Annotated in this window: 13 protein-coding genes; 5 read left to right on the plus strand and 8 right to left on the minus strand. The window is 60.9% G+C overall.

Going from position 1 to position 17,841, the window contains the following annotated elements; genetic code table 11:
* The first annotated feature begins 13 nt into the window (after positions 1-13).
* Both ACVMB1_RS41430 and ACVMB1_RS41435 read left to right on the plus strand, forming a co-directional pair.
* The gene (locus ACVMB1_RS41430) at positions 14-1,321 is read left to right on the plus strand and encodes an FAD-dependent oxidoreductase (RefSeq protein WP_057018221.1); all 1,308 of its coding nucleotides are present in this window, start codon (positions 14-16) and stop codon (positions 1,319-1,321) included.
* Between the two features lie 39 nt (positions 1,322-1,360).
* Positions 1,361-1,657, plus strand: a complete 297-nt coding sequence (locus ACVMB1_RS41435) for a ferredoxin family protein (RefSeq protein ID WP_069277631.1) — start codon at positions 1,361-1,363, stop codon at positions 1,655-1,657.
* Positions 1,658-1,882: 225 nt separating this feature from the next.
* Here the strand turns inward: ACVMB1_RS41435 and ACVMB1_RS41440 are convergent, their stop codons facing one another.
* The 6 genes from ACVMB1_RS41440 to ACVMB1_RS41465 all read right to left on the minus strand — a co-directional run bounded on the left by ACVMB1_RS41440 (position 1,883) and on the right by ACVMB1_RS41465 (position 7,176).
* On the minus strand, positions 1,883-2,431 hold the full coding sequence (locus ACVMB1_RS41440; protein WP_069277632.1) for a carboxymuconolactone decarboxylase family protein: 549 nt from the start codon (positions 2,429-2,431) through the stop codon (positions 1,883-1,885).
* Positions 2,432-2,437: 6 nt separating this feature from the next.
* Positions 2,438-2,992, minus strand: coding sequence for a peroxiredoxin (locus ACVMB1_RS41445; RefSeq protein WP_069277633.1), 555 nt, complete (start codon positions 2,990-2,992; stop codon positions 2,438-2,440).
* 343 nt (positions 2,993-3,335) lie between these two features.
* Positions 3,336-4,013, minus strand: a complete 678-nt coding sequence (locus ACVMB1_RS41450) for a DUF2478 domain-containing protein (protein ID WP_069277634.1) — start codon at positions 4,011-4,013, stop codon at positions 3,336-3,338.
* A gap of 10 nt (positions 4,014-4,023) precedes the next feature.
* Positions 4,024-5,193, minus strand: coding sequence for a molybdenum ABC transporter ATP-binding protein (gene modC, locus ACVMB1_RS41455; protein ID WP_245313880.1), 1,170 nt, complete (start codon positions 5,191-5,193; stop codon positions 4,024-4,026).
* Positions 5,194-5,221: 28 nt separating this feature from the next.
* A complete protein-coding gene (locus ACVMB1_RS41460) occupies positions 5,222-5,704 on the minus strand; it encodes a type 2 periplasmic-binding domain-containing protein (protein ID WP_141713433.1) in 483 nt (160 codons plus the stop codon).
* A gap of 350 nt (positions 5,705-6,054) precedes the next feature.
* Positions 6,055-7,176: an IS630 family transposase gene (locus ACVMB1_RS41465; protein WP_069280104.1), complete on the minus strand. Its 1,122-nt coding sequence runs from the start codon at positions 7,174-7,176 to the stop codon at positions 6,055-6,057.
* 43 nt (positions 7,177-7,219) lie between these two features.
* On the opposite strand from ACVMB1_RS41465, the gene ACVMB1_RS41470 reads away from it, so the two are divergent.
* A complete protein-coding gene (locus ACVMB1_RS41470; RefSeq protein ID WP_253587780.1) occupies positions 7,220-7,477 on the plus strand; it encodes a LexA family protein in 258 nt (85 codons plus the stop codon).
* A 39-nt stretch (positions 7,478-7,516) separates the two neighbouring features.
* Here the strand turns inward: ACVMB1_RS41470 and ACVMB1_RS41475 are convergent, their stop codons facing one another.
* Positions 7,517-8,482: an IS481 family transposase gene (locus ACVMB1_RS41475; RefSeq protein WP_456849790.1), complete on the minus strand. Its 966-nt coding sequence runs from the start codon at positions 8,480-8,482 to the stop codon at positions 7,517-7,519.
* A 77-nt stretch (positions 8,483-8,559) separates the two neighbouring features.
* Positions 8,560-9,323 (minus strand): IS5 family transposase gene (locus ACVMB1_RS41480; protein ID WP_141713710.1). Its coding sequence is split into 2 segments (ribosomal slippage): positions 8,560-8,985 and positions 8,988-9,323, totalling 762 coding nucleotides; the frame shifts between segments, so codons are not numbered across the junction.
* Between the two features lie 1,244 nt (positions 9,324-10,567).
* Here ACVMB1_RS41480 and ACVMB1_RS41485 point away from each other — a divergent pair.
* Together ACVMB1_RS41485 and ACVMB1_RS41490 are read left to right on the plus strand one after the other, a co-directional pair.
* Positions 10,568-11,134, plus strand: coding sequence for a hypothetical protein (locus ACVMB1_RS41485; protein ID WP_141713704.1), 567 nt, complete (start codon positions 10,568-10,570; stop codon positions 11,132-11,134).
* Positions 11,113-17,712: a shikimate kinase gene (locus tag ACVMB1_RS41490; RefSeq protein ID WP_456849792.1), complete on the plus strand. Its 6,600-nt coding sequence runs from the start codon at positions 11,113-11,115 to the stop codon at positions 17,710-17,712. Before ACVMB1_RS41485 ends, ACVMB1_RS41490 begins: the two co-directional genes overlap by 22 nt.
* The last annotated feature ends 129 nt before the right edge of the window (positions 17,713-17,841 follow it).

The raw sequence follows: 17,841 nt of genomic DNA on the forward strand, positions 1-17,841 counted from the left end.
AGGAGATGATGTGATGATTGAAGAGAAGTTCGATGCGATCGTAGTCGGAGCCGGTATGGCCGGCAACGCAGCGGCGTTGACCATGGCCAAGCACGGCATGAAGGTGCTGCAGCTCGAGCGCGGCGAATATTCCGGATCGAAGAATGTGCAGGGCGCAATCCTCTATGCCGACATGATGGAAAAGCTGATACCCGAGTTTCGCGAGGAGGCGCCGCTCGAACGCCATCTGGTCGAACAGCGGTTCTGGATGATGGACGATCGCTCCCATGTCGGCGTGCACTACCGCTCGGATGACTTCAACGAGGAGCGGCCGAACCGATACACGATCATACGCGCGCAGTTTGACAAATGGTTCTCCTCGAAGGTGCGGGAGGCCGGCGCGACCGTGCTGTGCGAGACGACAGTCACGGAGCTCGTACGGGACGACCATGAGAGGATCGTCGGAGTTCGTACGGATCGCCGCGACGGCGAAATACACGCCGACGTCGTCGTGCTGGCCGAGGGGGTCAATGGTCTCCTCGGCACGCGGGCGGGCCTGCGCCCGCGGCCGACACCCGATAATGTCGCGCTCGCTGTGAAGGAAATGCACTTTTTGCCTCGCGAGACGATCGAGGCGCGTTTCAATCTTAAGGGCGACGAAGGCGTCGTGATCGAGGCTGCCGGTACCATTTCCCGCGGCATGACCGGAATGGGTTTCATCTATGCCAACAAGGAGTGCATCTCGCTCGGCATCGGCTGCCTCGTCGCCGATTTCCAGCGCACCGGCCAGACACCCTACGGCATGCTCGATCATTTCAAGCAGCATCCCTCCGTGGCGCCGCTGATCGCAGGTTCCGAAGTCAAGGAATATGCGGCACATCTCATTCCTGAAGGCGGGTACAAAGCAATCCCGCAGCTCTACGGTGAGGGTTGGGTGGTGGTGGGGGATGCGGCACAGCTCAACAATGCCATTCATCGCGAAGGCTCCAATCTTGCGATGACCTCAGGCCGCATTGCGGCCGAAGCGATCGCCCAGGTCAAATCGCGCCGCGAGCCGATGACCGCAAAAAATCTGTTGCTCTACAAGAAGATGCTGGACGAGTCCTTCGTCATCAAAGACCTCAAGAAGTACAAAGACATGCCGACGCTGATGCACACCCATTCGCAAAACTTCTTTCTTACCTATCCGCAGCTTATCTCCAAGGCGCTTCAGAACTTTGTACGCGTCGACGGTACGCCGAAGGTTGAGAAGGAGAAGGTGACCCTGAAATCCTTCGTCAAGGCGCGGTCATGGACAGGTCTGTTCGGGGATGCGTGCCGTTTTGCCAGGGCCTGGCGCTGACCGGCAACAGTGTGAAATCGAACAATGGAAGGCCAAAGAATGAATGTCGAGCCCTCAGTGCGCGTCGAAGACAAGCTGTACTACAACCGCTATCTTGTCGATGTCGGTCGCCCTCACGTCACCGTGCGCCCGCACACCACGCCGTCGCCGCAGCTACTTGCGCTTTTGAAAGCCTGCCCTGCGCGATGCTACGAACTTAACGACAACGGCCAAGTCGAGATAGCCGTCGACGGCTGCATCGAGTGCGGCACCTGCCGCGTCATCGCTGAACCCTCCGGCGACATCAAATGGAGCCATCCGCGCGGCGGGTACGGCGTGCTGTTCAAGTTTGGCTGAGAGTGCAGCGAAAGGCGGCGGTGAGATCGCCATCACAAGGAGGATCTCGCCGCCTTTGTGGCGCATTCTGGCTCGTCTGCACTTAAGATGAAATTCAAACGAGGCAACCGAGGAGATGCCCGCAAGACTCAGATTGAGGATATCATGCTCGCTTGAATGCCGAGGATTGGTCGTGCCGCAATGGAGTGGCGCCGTAAGCGGTGTCGATCCGACCGCACAAAGGAATCAGCCCGTCGGCTTGGACGGGGCGCGCCCGGCGGCCTCGATCGCAACCGCCACTGATTGCACAATCGCAGCAAAGCGCACGGCAGCCTGGATCACTCCGGAACTGACGCCCTCAGTCCGCAGCGTCTTCTCATGAGCGTCGATGCAGGCACCGCAGCCATTTATGGCCGAGACCGCCAGCGACCACAGCTCAAAATCGGATTTATCCACGCCAGGATTGCCGATCACGTTCATGCGCAATCGTGGCGGCATGGTCTTGTATTCCGGGTTGGACGCGAGGTGAACGAATCGGTAGTAGACATTGTTCATCGCCATCACAGAGGCTGCGGATTTCGCTGCGGCGATCGCCGCGGGCGTCATCACGGCAGCTGCTGCCGCTTCGATCGCGGCAATCAAGTCTGCATTGCGAGTGGCAATCGCGCTCGCCAGCAGCAGGCCGTATTGTCGCTGCGGCGACAGCGTATCATCGGCCAGCAAGGACGCCAGGTTAAGCCTGACGTCCTTGGCGAAATCGGGAATAGTCTCATTCAACTGCTCAATCGACGACATGCTGCCTCACGCAACCTTCAGCGTTTCGCCGCCGACTTCGCGGTTGCAGGGACAGAGTTCGTCGGTCTGCAGCGCGTCCAGAACGCGGAGCGTGTCCTTGGGGCTACGCCCGACGTTCAGATTTGTCGCATAGACGTGTTGGATTATGTTGCCGGGGTCGACGATAAAGGTGTAGCGATAGGCAACGCCCTCAGGTGAACGTACGCCGAGGCCGTCGACTAAGGTTCCTTTTGTGTCGGCAAACTGCCAAATCGGCAAGTTGTGCAGGTCTGCATGCGAGCGCCGCCAGGCGAGCTTGCAGAACTCATTATCAGTCGAGCCGCCCAGTACCACAGCGTCGCGATCGGTGAATTCCTTGGATAGCCGGCCGAACTCAGCAATCTCGGTCGGACAGACGAACGTAAAATCTTTGGGGTAGAAAAAGATGATCTTCCATTTTTCTGGGAAGCTCGTTTCGGTCAGCGTCTCGAACGCGCTGTGTCCTTCTTCTTCCTGCGCCTGAAAGCCGGGCTTCACGCCTGTGATTTCGAACGGCGGCAACTGACTTCCAATTCCGAGCATGCTGACCTCACAAGTGTGCTTTGCGTAAGTGGTGTCGTCATTGCTGAAGCAAGCTATATGCCATCCGTTGTCAAGATCGGATTGTCGCGACTAAGATCACCAGCGGCTTGGGTCTGACGGCCCTCACATCCCACCTCCAATCATGCTGTCTGGACGCGATGCTCGATCGTTTGAAAGGTCATGGACGGGTGCGTACGTGACGATTGGGCTGCCGCAGTCCAAGTTAGCAACCGAATTTCGCGACCAGCGATTGAACCGCTGTTCGAAAACGGCTACTTGCCGACCGAAAATGGACTCACGGCGTCCTCGCAGAGCAGCTTACAGTGTGAAACGGCTGCTGATGCTAAGGCTGTTTTCGTGGGCGGCGAAGGAGCCTCATCGGCGATTCCGGAATCGACGCCGGCGATATTCTCGCAGCCGTCATCAAGCTGTCCGGTATCATCGTCCCCAAATAGCTCCAGCTAGGGCTGAAGGCGCGGCGTCGCCCCGGGCGCGTGGAGACAACGCGCCACCATTCCTCTACGGCTTGACGATCGCAAAGTAGCAGCGTGCCAACATCACCGGTAAAAGCTCTCCAGTCGGCAAGACATTTTCTTGGAACAGCTGTCAGGAGCGGCGTACCCCGAGTGATCGCATCAACAAATTCAGCGCGCAGGCCGCAGCCAACCGCTTCCTGTTTTGCGAATTTGCTGATCACGAGGAGATCGACTTTGTCGCGAAGCGCCTGGGAAACGACAACTGCGGCCTCGGCCAATCCGTTTGTATCGAGTTTACAGGACGCCGCCCCGCTGCCGAGTAGCTGGGAAATCGAGATATCTCGCCCTGTGGCAACGTCGATTGCGAGCATTACGTCCGTGCCGTTTGCATTCCTGAAGGGTCGATGGACGATGCCGCCGACGCGTACGTCATGCCGCGCGAGATCCTGGACGAAATCGGCAAGGAGCTCGTCGGCGTCATCTTCTGGCTGGTAGAGAACCGCCGCCACAGCTGTCGGATCGACGTCATCAAGGTTATCGATCATGGCCGTGATCCTATTTCTGTTCGTTTCGCGTGTTAGCGCTTTTCTGTGGAATATCTCCTACTGGTGTCGCAGGCGTTATGAGCAGCCGCTCGGGGGGTGAGACCGGCAAGGCTCGCGCGACCTCGGCGAATACGTTCATTCCGTTACTGAGCCCCAGCTCATCAAACGAGCGGCGAGTGATGCGCGCCAAAAGGGGAACGCCCGCACGGCCGGTTTCGAGCGCCAGGACCAACGTGACCTCAGCTTCGTCGAACGGCAGAGAGGCTTTGATCCGTGCCGGAAAAACATTGAGGATCGAGCTTGCGCGCGGTGGTTCGCGCCTAATGCTGACATCACCGGCCGCGATGCGCAGCCTTAGCTGCGCGCCTGGTCTGAGCGGTGGCCCAGGTATCAACAGACGCGCACCTTTGAGGCGCAGGATGATCAGCCCATAGCGCCCGTCATAGCCGCCGATTACGGTATCGACGCAGACAGCCGATTCGCCTCGAGCAGCAAGCGCTGGATCGCTCTGGACGGCATGCAGCGGCCCGGCCGCGGTCACAATGCCATCTTTCATCGTGACGAGATGGTCGGCAAAGCGCTCGACGTCAGCCATGTCGTGGCAGATATAGATCATAGGCAACGTGAGCTCTTCACGCATGCGCTCGATAAAGGGCAGAACTTCATGCTTGGCGGGTCGGTCGAGCACAATGAGCGGGTCGTCCAGCAGAAGTAGCCGAGGTTGGGACAACAGCGCGCTGCCCAGCGCAAGTCGCTGTCGCTCGGCACCAGAAAGATGTGAAGGCGCACGGTCAAGCAGCGGCGCCAGGTCGAGCAACTCGATGACGCCATCAAGGTCAATCAGTGACGCTTTCGATTTTGGCGCATTGTACAGAAGGGTGCGCTTGACGGACAAATGAGAGAAAAGAATTGGTCGCTGGAATACATATGCGATCGGACGCAGATGAGGCGGCCGAAACGTCGTTTCGTCCTGCCAGATTTCACCATTGACACCGCAAAATCCAGTCGGCATACGCTGCACGCCGGCAATGCAGCGCGCGAGAGTGGTCTTGCCGCACCCTGGCGGACCGAAAATCGCCGTGACGCCCTTGGCCGGCACGCTGAATTGCGCATCCAAAGGGATGCTTGCGGGGGTGCCGTTGAAGGCGACTTCTATATAGCCCGATTTTGCTTCTCTCACGTGCGCGCGCCTATGCTGCATCTTTTCATCAAATCACGACGAGAATGATTGCAAAGGCGATGAACACCATGCCGCCGACAATCGAGTCTGTTTTGCTCCAGCGCGGCGGTTCCGCCCCGAGGAGGCCAAAAGGTGCCGCGGCAGCATTGCAGATCGACGGCGTTACGACGGCTGGCATCCTGAGCATCTCCCTGTCATCGAGAATCGTCCCAATCGAACGCTGCCGCAAGCGCTTACCGATCACACATGCAAGGCGGGCGTCCAATATCGCGGAATCCTCAGCCAGCTTGGCCGGACTCAGTTCGTCCGCCGGCTGGACTCGCGCGCCTTGCGTCGTTTGGCTGTGGACGCGTCGGCTATCCCCAGAGCTTGACACCGCCTCATGGCCGGCGATCCGCTCGAACGGCGCCATGGCGCTGGTGGCCGATGTCAGGTGTGCGCCGAGGCCTGCATTCATGGCTTCTGCGACTTCAGGTGCAAGCAGCATCAAAGCCAGGTCGAATAGAATCAATCGGAAAAGCCTCATTGGGACTCGGAAGATGGTCCGCACGGCCGCTTTTCTCGCGGCGGCTCCTTGCTCCTCACCCAGCAATCTGCGTGCCGGATAACAGCAGGTGCGCGGGGGCTTCGTCCATGATAAAGCTCGCCAGGCCCCCACCCTGCGTGTGGAATCGCCCCATCGTATGGTCGAGTTTCAGACGTCCGCGTCGTGAACCGGCCATGCAGGAGGGACGTGATATAAGCTGAAGATGATACGATACTGTCGGCCCTTGCGGCGAGAATGGGTTGGAGAGACCATGACCGTGACATTCGCCCCTCAAAGCGGACCCGACGGCGCCGGCTAGTGGCTCTGCACAGTGATTATGACTCTTTGGAAGGCGCGGGATAGGCGCGGCCCATTTTGGTGCGGGCCTTGTCTGTTGTGAACATCCATTTGATGCGAGAGCGGGCGGCATTTCGCTTCCGTTCCCAAGCGGCGATTTCGCGGCGCAACCGCTTGGGGGCGTCGATTCTGCGATTGAGGCACTGGCCCCGCAGGACGCCGATCTCGATCTCGACCATGTTGAGCCAGCTTGCGTGCTTGGGCGTGTAGTGGAACTCGAGCCGTCGCAAAATCCGCCTGGCTTCGGCGGGCGGGAAGGCCTGATACAGGGCGCCGGCGGAGTGGGTCGATAAATTATCCTGGACGACCCGGATGATCTCGGCGTCGGGATAATGGATGTCGACGAGGTCGCGCATGCAGGAGGCATAGTCTTCAGCCGCGCGCCGCTCAGTGACTTTGACCTTGCGCCAGGGACGATGCACGTCGAGGAATACGAAGAGATTGACCGTGCCGTTGCGACGGTACTCGTAATCGTAACGTTCGAGCTGGCCGGGCTCGGCCGGAATCGGTTGACGCGCCTCGCCGATGAGCTGCACCGGGCTTTCGTCGAAGCACACCACCGGCCGCTTGGGATCTGGCGCCTCGGCGTAGAGGTCGAGCACGTCCTCCATACGGGCGACGTATTCGCCGTCGATCTGCGGAATGCACCACATGTCCCTGCGCCAGGGCTTGAGGCCATTTTCGGCCAGGCGCCGCCGAACCGTCTCATGCGACAGGCTCTTGTGTTCGGTGAGCTTGACCATCGCACCTGCCAGCAGCTCAAGCGTCCAGCGGGCCCGGCCTTCTGGCGGACTGGCGCAGGCCGTCGCCACCAACAAGGCTTCTTCCTTGACCGTGAGTTTGCGCTCCGCTCCGGGCCGCGGCTCATCGCTCAGCGCCCGCTCCAGATTGCCTTCCACGAAGCGGCGCTTGGTCCGGTACACGGTCGAGCCGCCCACGCCGACGCTCCGCGCGATCTCCTCATCGCTGCCGCCGGTGTCGGCAGCCAGCAAAATCTGCGCGCGCTTGAGCTTACGGGACGCATGCTTGCCGCCGCTGAGCAGCGCCTTGAGTTCCGTGCGCTCGATTTGGCTGAGGTCGACCCGATAGCGTACATTCATGGCATGCCTCCGTGTTCGAGGCACGCACCAACAACTGAATCGGATGGCCGGCGTGAGTCCTTCGGCAAAACCCTTCACGCCCACACAGGGGCAGTACCTGGCCTTCATCCACCTCTACACGCGCCTGCACCGCAGACCCCCGGCCGAAACCGACATGCGGGAATACTTCCGCGTTAGCCCGCCCTCGGTTCACCAGATGGTGCTGACGCTGGAACGGGAGGGCCTCATCAGACGGCAGCCAAGGACCCCTCGCAGTATCGAGGTCCTCGTTGATCCAAAACACCTGCCGGAGCTACTCTGACCGCCAGACGCAACCCGTCAAAATCACTGTGCAGAGCCACTAGGTGTTCAGTCCCGAGGTCAAGTGGATGGGATCGATCCTGAAGCGGTTTGGTTCGTCGGCCCATGCTTTGCAGATAGCTTCATAGGGCGTGAGACCACGCAGGGTCTTAGGGCGTCTGGCGAAGTTGTAAGCATCAAGGAAGGCAGCGAGGTGATCTTCCAATTGTTCGTGGGTCTCGTAGTGGTATCGCCGGACGGTTGCCTCCTTGAGCGTGCGGTTCATTCTCTCGACCTGACCGTTAGTCCAAGGATGATTGGGCTTGGTCAGGCGATGCTCGATGCCGTGTCCCAGGCAGGCCCGGTCGAAGGGATGGCCGCGCCAGCTTGCAGTGGCGCCATCACGATTCTTAGGCAGGTCGGCGAACTGGATACCGTTGTCGGTCAGTACAGTGTGGATCCGGAAAGGGACGGCCGCCACCAGTTCTTCGAGGAAGGCCCTGGCTGCTGCACCCGCGGCCTTCTTCACCAGCCGGGCGAAGGCGTATTTGGCGGTCCGGTCCACCGCCACGAAGAGATAGAGTTTGCCTTCCTCGGTGCGGACCTCAGCGATATCGATGTGGAAGTAGCCAATGGCGTAGCGCTTGAAGGGGTGCCTGGCGGGCTTGTCGCCGGCGATCTCGGGTAAGCGGCTGATCCCGTGACGTTGCAGGCAGCGGTGCAAGGACGAGCGCGTGAGATGCGGGATCGTCGCCTGCAGCGCATAGAGACAGTCATCCAAAGGCAGGAGCGTGTGCTTGCGGAAGGCGACGACCATCGCCTCTTCCTCGGCAGAAAGCACGGTCGAGCGCACGGTCTTTGGCCCCATCGGCGCATCGTGGACAAAGGTGCGCTTACGCCACTTGGCGACCGTCTTTTGGTTGAGCCCGTGCTGGGCGGCTAGCTCTTTGAGCGGAGCCTTCGATCGCTGTATTGCCGCTCGGATCGCGTGCGTGGTCGTGGCGCTGCCGTGGAGTATCTGGCCCATAGGTCCTCCCGGAATGAAGGACCAGTTTGGCTGATTCCCCCACACTCCGGGACCAGACACCTAGGCGGTGTGGACAGTTATCGCAGCCATAGGACGATGGCTGCGATGGTGATGACGGCAAGGTAATTTCGGGCGGTCTTTTCGAAGCGGGTTGCGACGCGGCGGAATTGCTTGAGCTTTGAGAAGCAGCATTCGACGAGATGGCGCTGGGCATAGAGATGCTTGTCGAGCGGATACTTGAGCGCGCGTGACGGGTTGTTGGGGATGACGGCGAGCTCGCCCTTGGCTGCAATGTCCTGGCGCAGGTGATCGGCGTCATAGGCCGTATCGGCCATGAAAACCTCGGCAGGCAATCCCTCGATCAATGTGGCGGCTTGCGGTGCATCGCCCTTCTGGCCTGCGGTGATCGTGAACCGTACCGGACATCCCAAGCCGCGAACGGCCATATGTATCTTGGTGCTCAGGCCGCCGCGCGAACGGCCAAGCGCTTGATCTTCAGACCCCCTTTTTTGGCCCCGGCAGCATGCTGATGGGCTCGAACAATGGTGGAATCGACAATCAGATATTCGAAGTCCGGATCGTCGGACATTGCCTCGAAGATCCGCCACCAGACGCCTTTGGCACTCCATCGGCTGAAGCGCCGGAACGCGCTGTTCCAATCCCCGAACGCTTCCGGAAGATCACGCCAGGGAGAGCCCGTGCGAACGATCCACAGCACACCTTCCACGAACATCCGATTGTCGCGCCCGGTCGAGCCCTTCTGGTCAGGCCGGCCTATGATCAGCGGCGCCATCCGCTCCCAAGCCGCATCGCTCAACACCAGACGATCCATCACACCCAAGACTGCCTCCCAAAAGCAGCCTTGAATCTGATTTCCTCCTAAAAGGGAATCCTTAGAGTCTACACCGCCTAGCGCAGCGCCAATCGCAAGGCGCGCTTTCCCTTGACAACCTCGTCGCCGATCGGCAGCAACTTCAAATACGTCTGAGCAGTGGGCAAGGGGCGGTTGCGGCGGATCGACCGGGGCCCTCATCACAATTTGTGGACCTGGCGTCGTCGGACTCAACCTGGGTGCGAGATTTGCCGAAGCCGTTTTGGCATGAAGGGGATCAAGCGGGGAACGCTCCCGCTGATAGCTGGAATATCGCGAACTTCTCGCCGCGATCAGCCTATCCGCCAGTTGAAAGCCATCCACCATCATACTTATTTTTCGGTCGGACACTAAGGGTCATCCAATTGACGAAATCATGCGCTCAGCCGTTGCTAATCCGGCGCCCATTCAGCCAGCTCTGTCAGCCAAGACGAGGACAAGTGGTCGAGCCGGCACGTGGCTATCGCGCTCGTGAGGGCAGCCTGCACAGTTTCTGCTACATTGGAGAAGGATTATGAGGCGCATTGACGAGCGCGGCACATCGCCCATTTCGGAATTTGGTGCCGATGAAGGTCAAGGCGCTGACGGTTCTAGCGCTAGATCGGCTTGTGCCCCCGGCGAAGAGGGCCGATCATTCAGTTCCGTTGTGGAGCAGACGCGCTCTGAGCCTCAGGATTCAGATGCTTCATACTCGCGCAGCGCGCAGCGCGCCAGCGGTGCAGGCCGATTTGCCGCTCCTCCCGCCAGCGCACATCGACTCTTTGGGGCTGCGCTGCATGGCGTAATCGGTGGGAGCCGTCGTCGTTTCGGCTCCTTGCCGGGATCCGGCTCGTCGCGATCTGATAAGGAAGTGCGTCGCGACGATCCAGAGGCGGAAGGCTCGCTAGGACGCTCTCTCCCATCGCACGGCGGAGACGGACCAGAAGTGGGACACGTCCACGATGTGCCCACGCAGAGTGTCCTAGGCCCAGGCCCGCAGCGACCTTATGGAATTTACAGTGGGAGACCAGGTCGAAACGCGGGCGCCTCGCATCCGCGTGGCGAAGAGTTCTGGCGCGACGATAGAGAGGCTCAAAGCTCGCACGTGGGTAGACGCCCGCCGGATACGCCGTCCGTGTCTGAGCGAGGTAGCAGACCAGGAAGATGGCGCGTCGCCGACGCGCCTGCGCAGCCAATCGAGCGTGAAGGTGCGGAACGAAGCGATCGTACCTATAATGGCGCAGCAAATCAGGAAACACGCCTGGCGCACTCTGATGGCAATCAGTGGCGTGCCGACCGAACGGCTGAGCGCTCGCAGAGAGGTGGGCTCCCGCCAGATACACCATCCGCCTCCGAGCGGGGTGACAGGCCAGGAAGCTCGCGCATCGGCGGTGTCGCTGCGCAGCCAATTCAGCCTGGAAGCTCGGAGCGAGCCCATCGAACTTATCGTGGCGCAGCCAATCTGGAAGTTGCCCCGTCGTCTTCGGATGGCGACCGTCGGCGCGCCGATCGCGCCGGCGGGCTGGCGCCGCATGGCCAATCCATCTCTGACCGAAGTGGCGGACCAGGAAGGCAGCGCATTGACGATGTCGCCGCGCAGAGGGTCCAAGGTGCGAGCTCCGAACGACCGTATGGATCCTATCTTGACGGAGTACCTGGGGGAGCAAGCTGGCGTTCAAGCGGCGACCACTGGCGAGGCGATCAAGCCGCTACCAGCTCGCAGACAGATGCGCTCTCTCGACATAGGCAATCCGTGCCTGACCTGGGTGCTGGACCAAAAATGCAGCGTATCGAAGATATAGGCGCCGAGAGCGTCCGGGCTGCAAGCTTGGCGCGTCCTTATAGACGTGCGGATGAACTTAATGCAGCTCTGAGGGACCTTGATCACGTTCGCGACATCCGTGCGTTCTCAACTGCAGTGGTGCAGCATGACAAGAGGCTGCGAAAGGCGGACCGGGAGGACCATGAAAGGTTTCTGGAAAAGGCCGCCGTTGATTTCAAGACTGAATTCGTTTCGCGCCTGGAGGAAAACATCCGCGCCGGGCGATCATGGGGGTACGCCACAACATGCAACGTGGTGAGCCGAGAGGCCGGTGGTCGTGCAGGTGTGGAAGCTTGCAGGGCCTTGGCAGCTCGGCTGTCGCAGCTGGAAGATGCGTTAATAACGAAAGTCGACCCTAATGCGCTTTCGCTCTTCGCATTATCGTTTGGTCGGAACCTCCGGGCGGCGGAATGCCGCAATGGGGCGATCAGAATCGCCCGCGAGGTCTGTGACGGCGGCCGCCAGCTCGCTCGTTTTCATGAGCAGGACCTGGCGAACCTGGTGAACGGTTTCAGCAAGTGGCCGGGCCAGGACGATGCCGGCCGGGCCGTCCTCGCAATCGCCCGTGAGGTCTGTGACGACGGCCGCCGGCTCGCTCGTTTTAATGAGCAGGAGCTGGCGAACTTGGTGAACGGTTTCAGCAAGTGGCCGGGCCAGGACGATGCCGGCCGGGCCGTCCTCGCAATCGCCCGTGAGGTCTGTGACGACGGCCGCCAGCTCGCTCGTTTTAATGAGCAGGACCTGGCGAACCTGGTGAACGGTTTCAGCAAGTGGCCGGGCCAGGACGATGCCGGCCGGGCCGTCCTCGCAATCGCCCGTGAGGTCTGTGACGACGGCCGCCAGCTCGCTCGTTTTAATGAGCAGCAGCTGGCGAACCTGGTGAACGGTTTCAGCAAGTGGCCGGGCCAGGACGATGCCGGCCGGGCCGTCCTCGCAATCGCCCGTGAGGTCTGTGACGACGGCCGCCGGCTCGCTCGTTTTCATGAGCAGGACCTGGCGAACCTGGTGAACGGTTTCAGCAAGTGGCTGGGCCAGGACGATGCCGGCCGGGCCGTCCTCGCAATCGCCCGTGAGGTCTGTGACGACGGTCGCCAGCTCGCTCGTTTTCATGAGCAGGACCTGGCGAACCTGGTGAACGGTTTCAGCAAGTGGCCGGGCCAGGACGATGCCGGCCGGGCCGTCCTCGCAATCGCCCGTGAGGTCTGTGACGATGGCCGCCAGCTCGCTCATTTTAATGAGCAGGACCTGGCGTACCTGGTGAACGGTTTCAGCAAGTGGCCGGGCCAGGACGATGCCGGCCGGGCCGTCCTCGCAATCGCCCGTGAGGTCTGTGACGACGGCCGCCAGCTCGCTCGTTTTAATGAGCAGGACCTGGCGAACCTGGTGAACGGTTTCAGCAAGTGGCCGGGCCAGGACGATGCCGGCCGGGCCGTCCTCGCAATCGCCCGTGAGGTCTGTGACGACGGCCGCCAGCTCGCTCGTTTTCATGAGCAGGAGCTGGCGAACCTGGTGAACGGTTTCAGCAAGTGGCCGGGCCAGGACGATGCCGGCCGGGCCGTCCTCGCAATCGCCCGTGAGGTCTGTGACGACGGCCGCCAGCTCGCTCGTTTTCATGAGCAGGAGCTGGCGAACCTGGTGAACGGTTTCAGCAAGTGGCCGGGCCAGGACGATGCCGGCCGGGCCGTCCTCGCAATCGCCCGTGAGGTCTGTGACGACGGCCGCCGGCTCGCTCGTTTTCATGAGCAGGAGCTGGCGAACCTGGTGAACGGTTTCAGCAAGTGGCCGGGCCAGGACGATGCCGGCCGGGCCGTCCTCGCAATCGCCCGTGAGGTCTGTGACGACGGCCGCCGGCTCGCTCGTTTTAATGAGCAGGAGCTGGCGAACCTGGTGAACGGTTTCAGCAAGTGGCCGGAAGACGAGGACATTTGCCATTCCGCAGCCGTGATCGCGGGTGAGGTCGGTCGCCGCGCGCTCTCCGATTTCACGCCGCAGCAAATGGCACATCTGATAAATGGCTTCAGCAAGTGGCCGGACGACCCGGCGTGTCACCGGGCGGTAGTGGACATCGCGCGCGGACTAGGCCGGGGCGGTCAACGCTTCGGTGCCTTCACGACGCCCGAGTTCAACATGATCGCCAATGCCCTGGGGCGAGGTATCACGAGAGGGGAAGACGCGGGAGAGATCATAGAGACCGCTCTGCTGAAGGATCGCTTACATCAGCTGGCCCATCACCTTCACTACGACAATGATCGGCTGGAGCAGAGCGATGTTCTGACTATCGCCACCATTTTCAAGGCCTTGGCGAAGGCTCGACTATTCGAAGATCTTGGCTCGCTCGCCTCGACCGGGTTGGATCGGCTCAACGAATTGCATCGTGCCCCTGGTTTTGCCGCTGAGAATAACCTCGAAACCATGGGCAATCTCTGTGCCGCGCTGGTGCCGCTGGCGCGCAGCCCGCACCTGCGCTGGCACCGCAGAGTGGCTCTCCACTTGCTGAACGATGTCCAACCGATCGTGGAGCAAAAGATCGAGGCACACTTCGATGCGAGCGCGGCAGAGCGCATCCGTGGGCCGCGCGCGAGTCGCAATCCTGCCCTCTCGATCTATCAGATGCTCAAGGCTCGTGCAGTCCTGGCGAGCATGTTCAAGCGACCGGTTATCGAGGGCAAGAAGGCAGATTTGCGGAAGAGGCAGCAAGAGCTGAGGCACGGTACCAAAGAGATCCTGGCCGGCACACGCGACCTCATCCAGGGCGATCTTTCCAACATGAGCTGGAACCTGATCGCACAGATCGAGGCGGAGAGCCCGGTCGATGCGCTGGACGCATTCGTCGAGCAGAACGCGGCAACGATCCGGGACAAATATCCTGCGTCCACATTCGATGTCCACGAGGTATTGCGAGCCATGGATCACGAGCCGAGGCCCCCACAGGGCGAAGCGGGTCTGATGCGGTTGCCGGTGGTGGACATGCAAGGACGGCCACTGGCCACAGAGCCCGAGACACGATACTCGATCTTTCATCGGCTGACCTCAGGCGCGATCGAGGTGGTCGCCGTCCAGCTGCCGGCAAAGCCGAGCGCCCTCATGCTGGCGCGCACGCTCACCTACAAGGGGGGGCCGTACCGCATGGACCTGTTCGGCGGCAGCAAGTTGAAAGCACCAAGACCGACCGTGCTCGAAATCGCCGCCCATACTCCAGGCGGACCGGCAGCACCGTCTTCGGGGGGAAAACTGCTCGCCATTCCCTATGCCGAAACCGCGCCGGGGACGTCATTCGAGAAGCTGTTGCGGGCCTGGGCCCCGTTCAAGGAAGCCTATTGGTACACTCAGCGCAGGGGGTTTGCGGCGCCACCCGCAATCAAGGATCTGGGCCCTCACGATTACGCGCTGGAGGGCGCCTTCAAGCTGTTGCTGACGCCAGACCGCCCTACCAACGAGGAGCATCCGTTCAAATTGACTGGACCGGAAGGCCCGATTGCTTTGCGACCGCATGATGGCTGTGGCTTTATCAAGGCCTCGCTCGCCGAACGTATGCTCGCTATTCGCCGGGCCGGCCCCCAGGAAGGCCCCGATCGAATGCCGGCCTATGGTGAGGGAAGGAGATCGTCCGTTCCTGCCTCGGCGTTGCAACATTATCCGCGCAGTGAGCAGGTGGCCGACGAGGCTCGCGAAAAGGCCAAGAGCTGGCTGGACAGCAGAGGAGGGGAAAGCCTGATAGGCGAGCAGCTGTTTCGCATGGTGACGGCAGGCCACATCGATGCTCCCGGTGGCGTTGCCGTCCCGTCCAGTGATGATTACCTCCATGTGCCGAAGTGCAAGAGTGAGACGTTAACGGGAACGGGGGGCGTGCTGATCGGGCGATCTCCCTATGACAAGCCTAACCTGCGCCCACTCGCCGCCGAGCGAGTCAGGTCGGCAGCTGACGGGGATCCGACTGCGGCATTCCTCGATAGATGCGTGGCCATGCAATACAGTTTCAGTGTCGCCCAGAAGTCGCAGGAGGAGCTGGCGGCCCACGACCCGAGCTTCTTTGCCAAAGGCATTCTGATCGTGGTGCCGGATGGGATGTGGCCGGCCAACTACGCGGACCGCGGGCTGGTGATGTCGGCCGAAGACGTCAAGTGCCATTCGAGCTGGACCGAGCGCAAAGACCGTGCAAACGTAGACACGCCGGTCGACTGTGTGGGTATCCTGCAGGCGACCGAAGTGTTCGCTCCGGGGTCGTTGGTTGCAGTCCCGACCGGCGAGCAGAAAAAGCTCGACGGCGACTTCGACGGGGATACCGTCGTTATCATCGGCGATCGGCCGCAGCTGTATGAGCATGTTCGCCAGTTCGATGAGAAGGAACAAGCTCGCGGAGTTCGCTCGCTCAAGCCGCCGAAGTCGTATACCCCGGCGATCGAGGGCAACAATTACCAATTCAGTCGTGCCAGCCAGATCCTCGCGGCGACGCGGAACGCGTTGGAAATTTATAGCGGCCTGCAGCGGAGCTTTCTGGCGCAATCCCATCAAGCACGGCGTTGGTTTGCTGAGCGCGCGGTTTTTGGAACTTACGAGGGGTTTCATCACGAACTTCAGCGCGACATCCGTCAATTGCTGACCAAGGAGCAGGTGAGCGCCCAGGATGTCGAGCACATGCTCGATAGAGCGAGGCCCGAGATCAAGCTTGCAGACCATGCAGTCGCCCACGAAATTGCCGAGTTGCTCGTCAACGACCTCGAGGCGTGGGCAGCGAGCACAGCTGAGCAGATGCTGCCCGAAATATCCGAAAGCGTGAGCGACACCAAACTGACTGTGAGCCCAGCGCTTGCGGAGCTTTTCCCAAGCCTGGCGGAGACTTATCCGGCAGCCGCTCACCCACGCGACCGCATCCAGTCCTTGCTCGACCACTATCCTCCGCGCATCACTCCGCGGCCGGATGGCTACATTGCCGATGACCTCGTGCAAAGCGCGAGCAATCTTCTGAGCCTCGGGATCAAGGTCGGAACGGACGCCTTCAAGTCCGACACGAGTGTCCAGCTCTTCATGAAGAAAAGCGAATGGCTCCAGGGGCTCTTGCAGCAGACGCCAGGCCTGAAGTCCGTGCCCTATGTCAAGAGCATGGCGGCGACCCTCAACCACGGACGGTTCAATGTCGACACGACCCTGGAGGATCTGAAGGACAATCCCACATTGGCAGCTTCAATCATGGAGGCCTCTATTCATCTTGCTGCGGAGAAAGGGATTCTGCCTGGCTTTGGCCGACAGCCTGCCGAGGCTTCTGCCATCACGTTGACGCTAACTCGCGAGCAGGCTTCAGAGCGCGCCCAAATCGAGGTCGCGCGCGCCGCAGCCGAAGAGAAGGAGATCACTGTAGCAGCACGTCAGGTTGCCAAGGACCTTGAGCTGTTGGGCATCGATGTGAAGATGCCCCATCTCGACCGTCGGTTAAGATCGGAAAGCTCCCTCAGAGACCAACTCATGGAGGTGAATGATGCCCCCGAAGGCGCCTCACTGCTGATCAGCAGCGCCGTGCGCCATGTCTTCGAAGTGCCCGACAAGGATTTTGCACGTGCCTTCACGAAAGGCATTCTGGCGTTTGAGGAGCAAGGCTACGCCGAAATCAGCACAACCAACTGGTTCAGGATGAGCGCTCCGACGTTTGTCGGCATGAAGACTGTGCTCGCCACGCCGGATGGCTACCGATTCGAGGCGGAGTTCCATACGCCGGGCAGCTACAAGGCCAAAATTGCCAATCACGACACGTACAAGGAACTCCAGCGACGGCGCAGAGGCGATGCACCGGATCCCCGTAAGATGGAGCAGCTCACCCAGCGCGTGCGCGAGGTCTGCAAAGAAGTTGCGATACCGGAGGGTGTCAGAAACATTCCCCACTTTTCGATCGAAGGGGCGCGGACAGCTGGCGTCGGCGCAACCCTCGGGTTGCGATCTGCCCAACAGACCGCGACGCCCGAGCGATCACCGACTGCAAAGGAAGTTGTCGCTGCCCTCGACGGCCGGCCGATCGTGCTCGTCGGCATGCCCGGTTCCGGCAAATCCACCATCGGCCCATTTCTTGCGCGTCGACTGGGGCTGCCCTTCATCGACACCGATAAAAAAATCGAGACGACGGCTCGCATGCCGATTGCGGAGATTTTTGCAACCAAAGGGGAGCAGTATTTCAGGGACCTCGAGGCGAGGTCAATCGCACAGTTTCTCGAGCGGGGGCCGGTGGTGCTGGCCACCGGTGGCGGCGCGTTCATGCGTGAGGAGACGCGGCACCGCGTCGCGGAGAAGGGTGTCTCGATCTGGCTCAATACCGACGAAGGTGAGATCAGGAAACGCCTTAGTCGTGACACCGCCCGCCCGCTGTTGCAGACCGAAGACCGGAAGGACAAGATCACGCAGCTGATCAGCGAGCGCTCGCCGTTCTATCAACTTGCCGATCTCACGATCGTCCCCGGTCAAAAACGTGACAACAAGAACGCAGATCAATGTGTGGCCGCGCTGCGTGCCCACCTTTGCGGCGAAGGGGGCGCGGACCGGACACCGGCCAATGTCATGGGAGCGGCACCATGACCTCGCCGCTCACAAGGTTGATTGTCGATATCGCCCCGAGGGATCGAGCCGAACAGTCTCTTCGCCTCGAGCGGGATGATCGGCGTCGTATCCACGGCTCTAGAGCATGTTGTTTTTTCGCAGAATCGG

Source organism: Bradyrhizobium sp. USDA 4504 (genome assembly GCF_054063995.1).

Bases quoted from the DNA above. Each gene is read 5' to 3' on its own strand.
- ACVMB1_RS41440 (WP_069277632.1), bottom strand. From the start codon at position 2,431: ATGTCGTCGATTGAGCAGTTGAATGAGACTATTCCCGATTTCGCCAAG.
- ACVMB1_RS41490 (WP_456849792.1), top strand. From the start codon at position 11,113: ATGCAGCGTATCGAAGATATAGGCGCCGAGAGCGTCCGGGCTGCAAGC.
- ACVMB1_RS41465 (WP_069280104.1), bottom strand. From the start codon at position 7,176: ATGAATGTACGCTATCGGGTCGACCTCAGCCAAATCGAGCGCACGGAA.
- ACVMB1_RS41475 (WP_456849790.1), bottom strand. From the start codon at position 8,482: ATGGGCCAGATACTCCACGGCAGCGCCACGACCACGCACGCGATCCGA.
- ACVMB1_RS41430 (WP_057018221.1), top strand. From the start codon at position 14: ATGATTGAAGAGAAGTTCGATGCGATCGTAGTCGGAGCCGGTATGGCC.
- ACVMB1_RS41435 (WP_069277631.1), top strand. From the start codon at position 1,361: ATGAATGTCGAGCCCTCAGTGCGCGTCGAAGACAAGCTGTACTACAAC.
- ACVMB1_RS41445 (WP_069277633.1), bottom strand. From the start codon at position 2,992: ATGCTCGGAATTGGAAGTCAGTTGCCGCCGTTCGAAATCACAGGCGTG.
- ACVMB1_RS41470 (WP_253587780.1), top strand. From the start codon at position 7,220: ATGGCCGGCGTGAGTCCTTCGGCAAAACCCTTCACGCCCACACAGGGG.
- ACVMB1_RS41450 (WP_069277634.1), bottom strand. From the start codon at position 4,013: ATGATCGATAACCTTGATGACGTCGATCCGACAGCTGTGGCGGCGGTT.
- ACVMB1_RS41485 (WP_141713704.1), top strand. From the start codon at position 10,568: ATGGCGCAGCAAATCAGGAAACACGCCTGGCGCACTCTGATGGCAATC.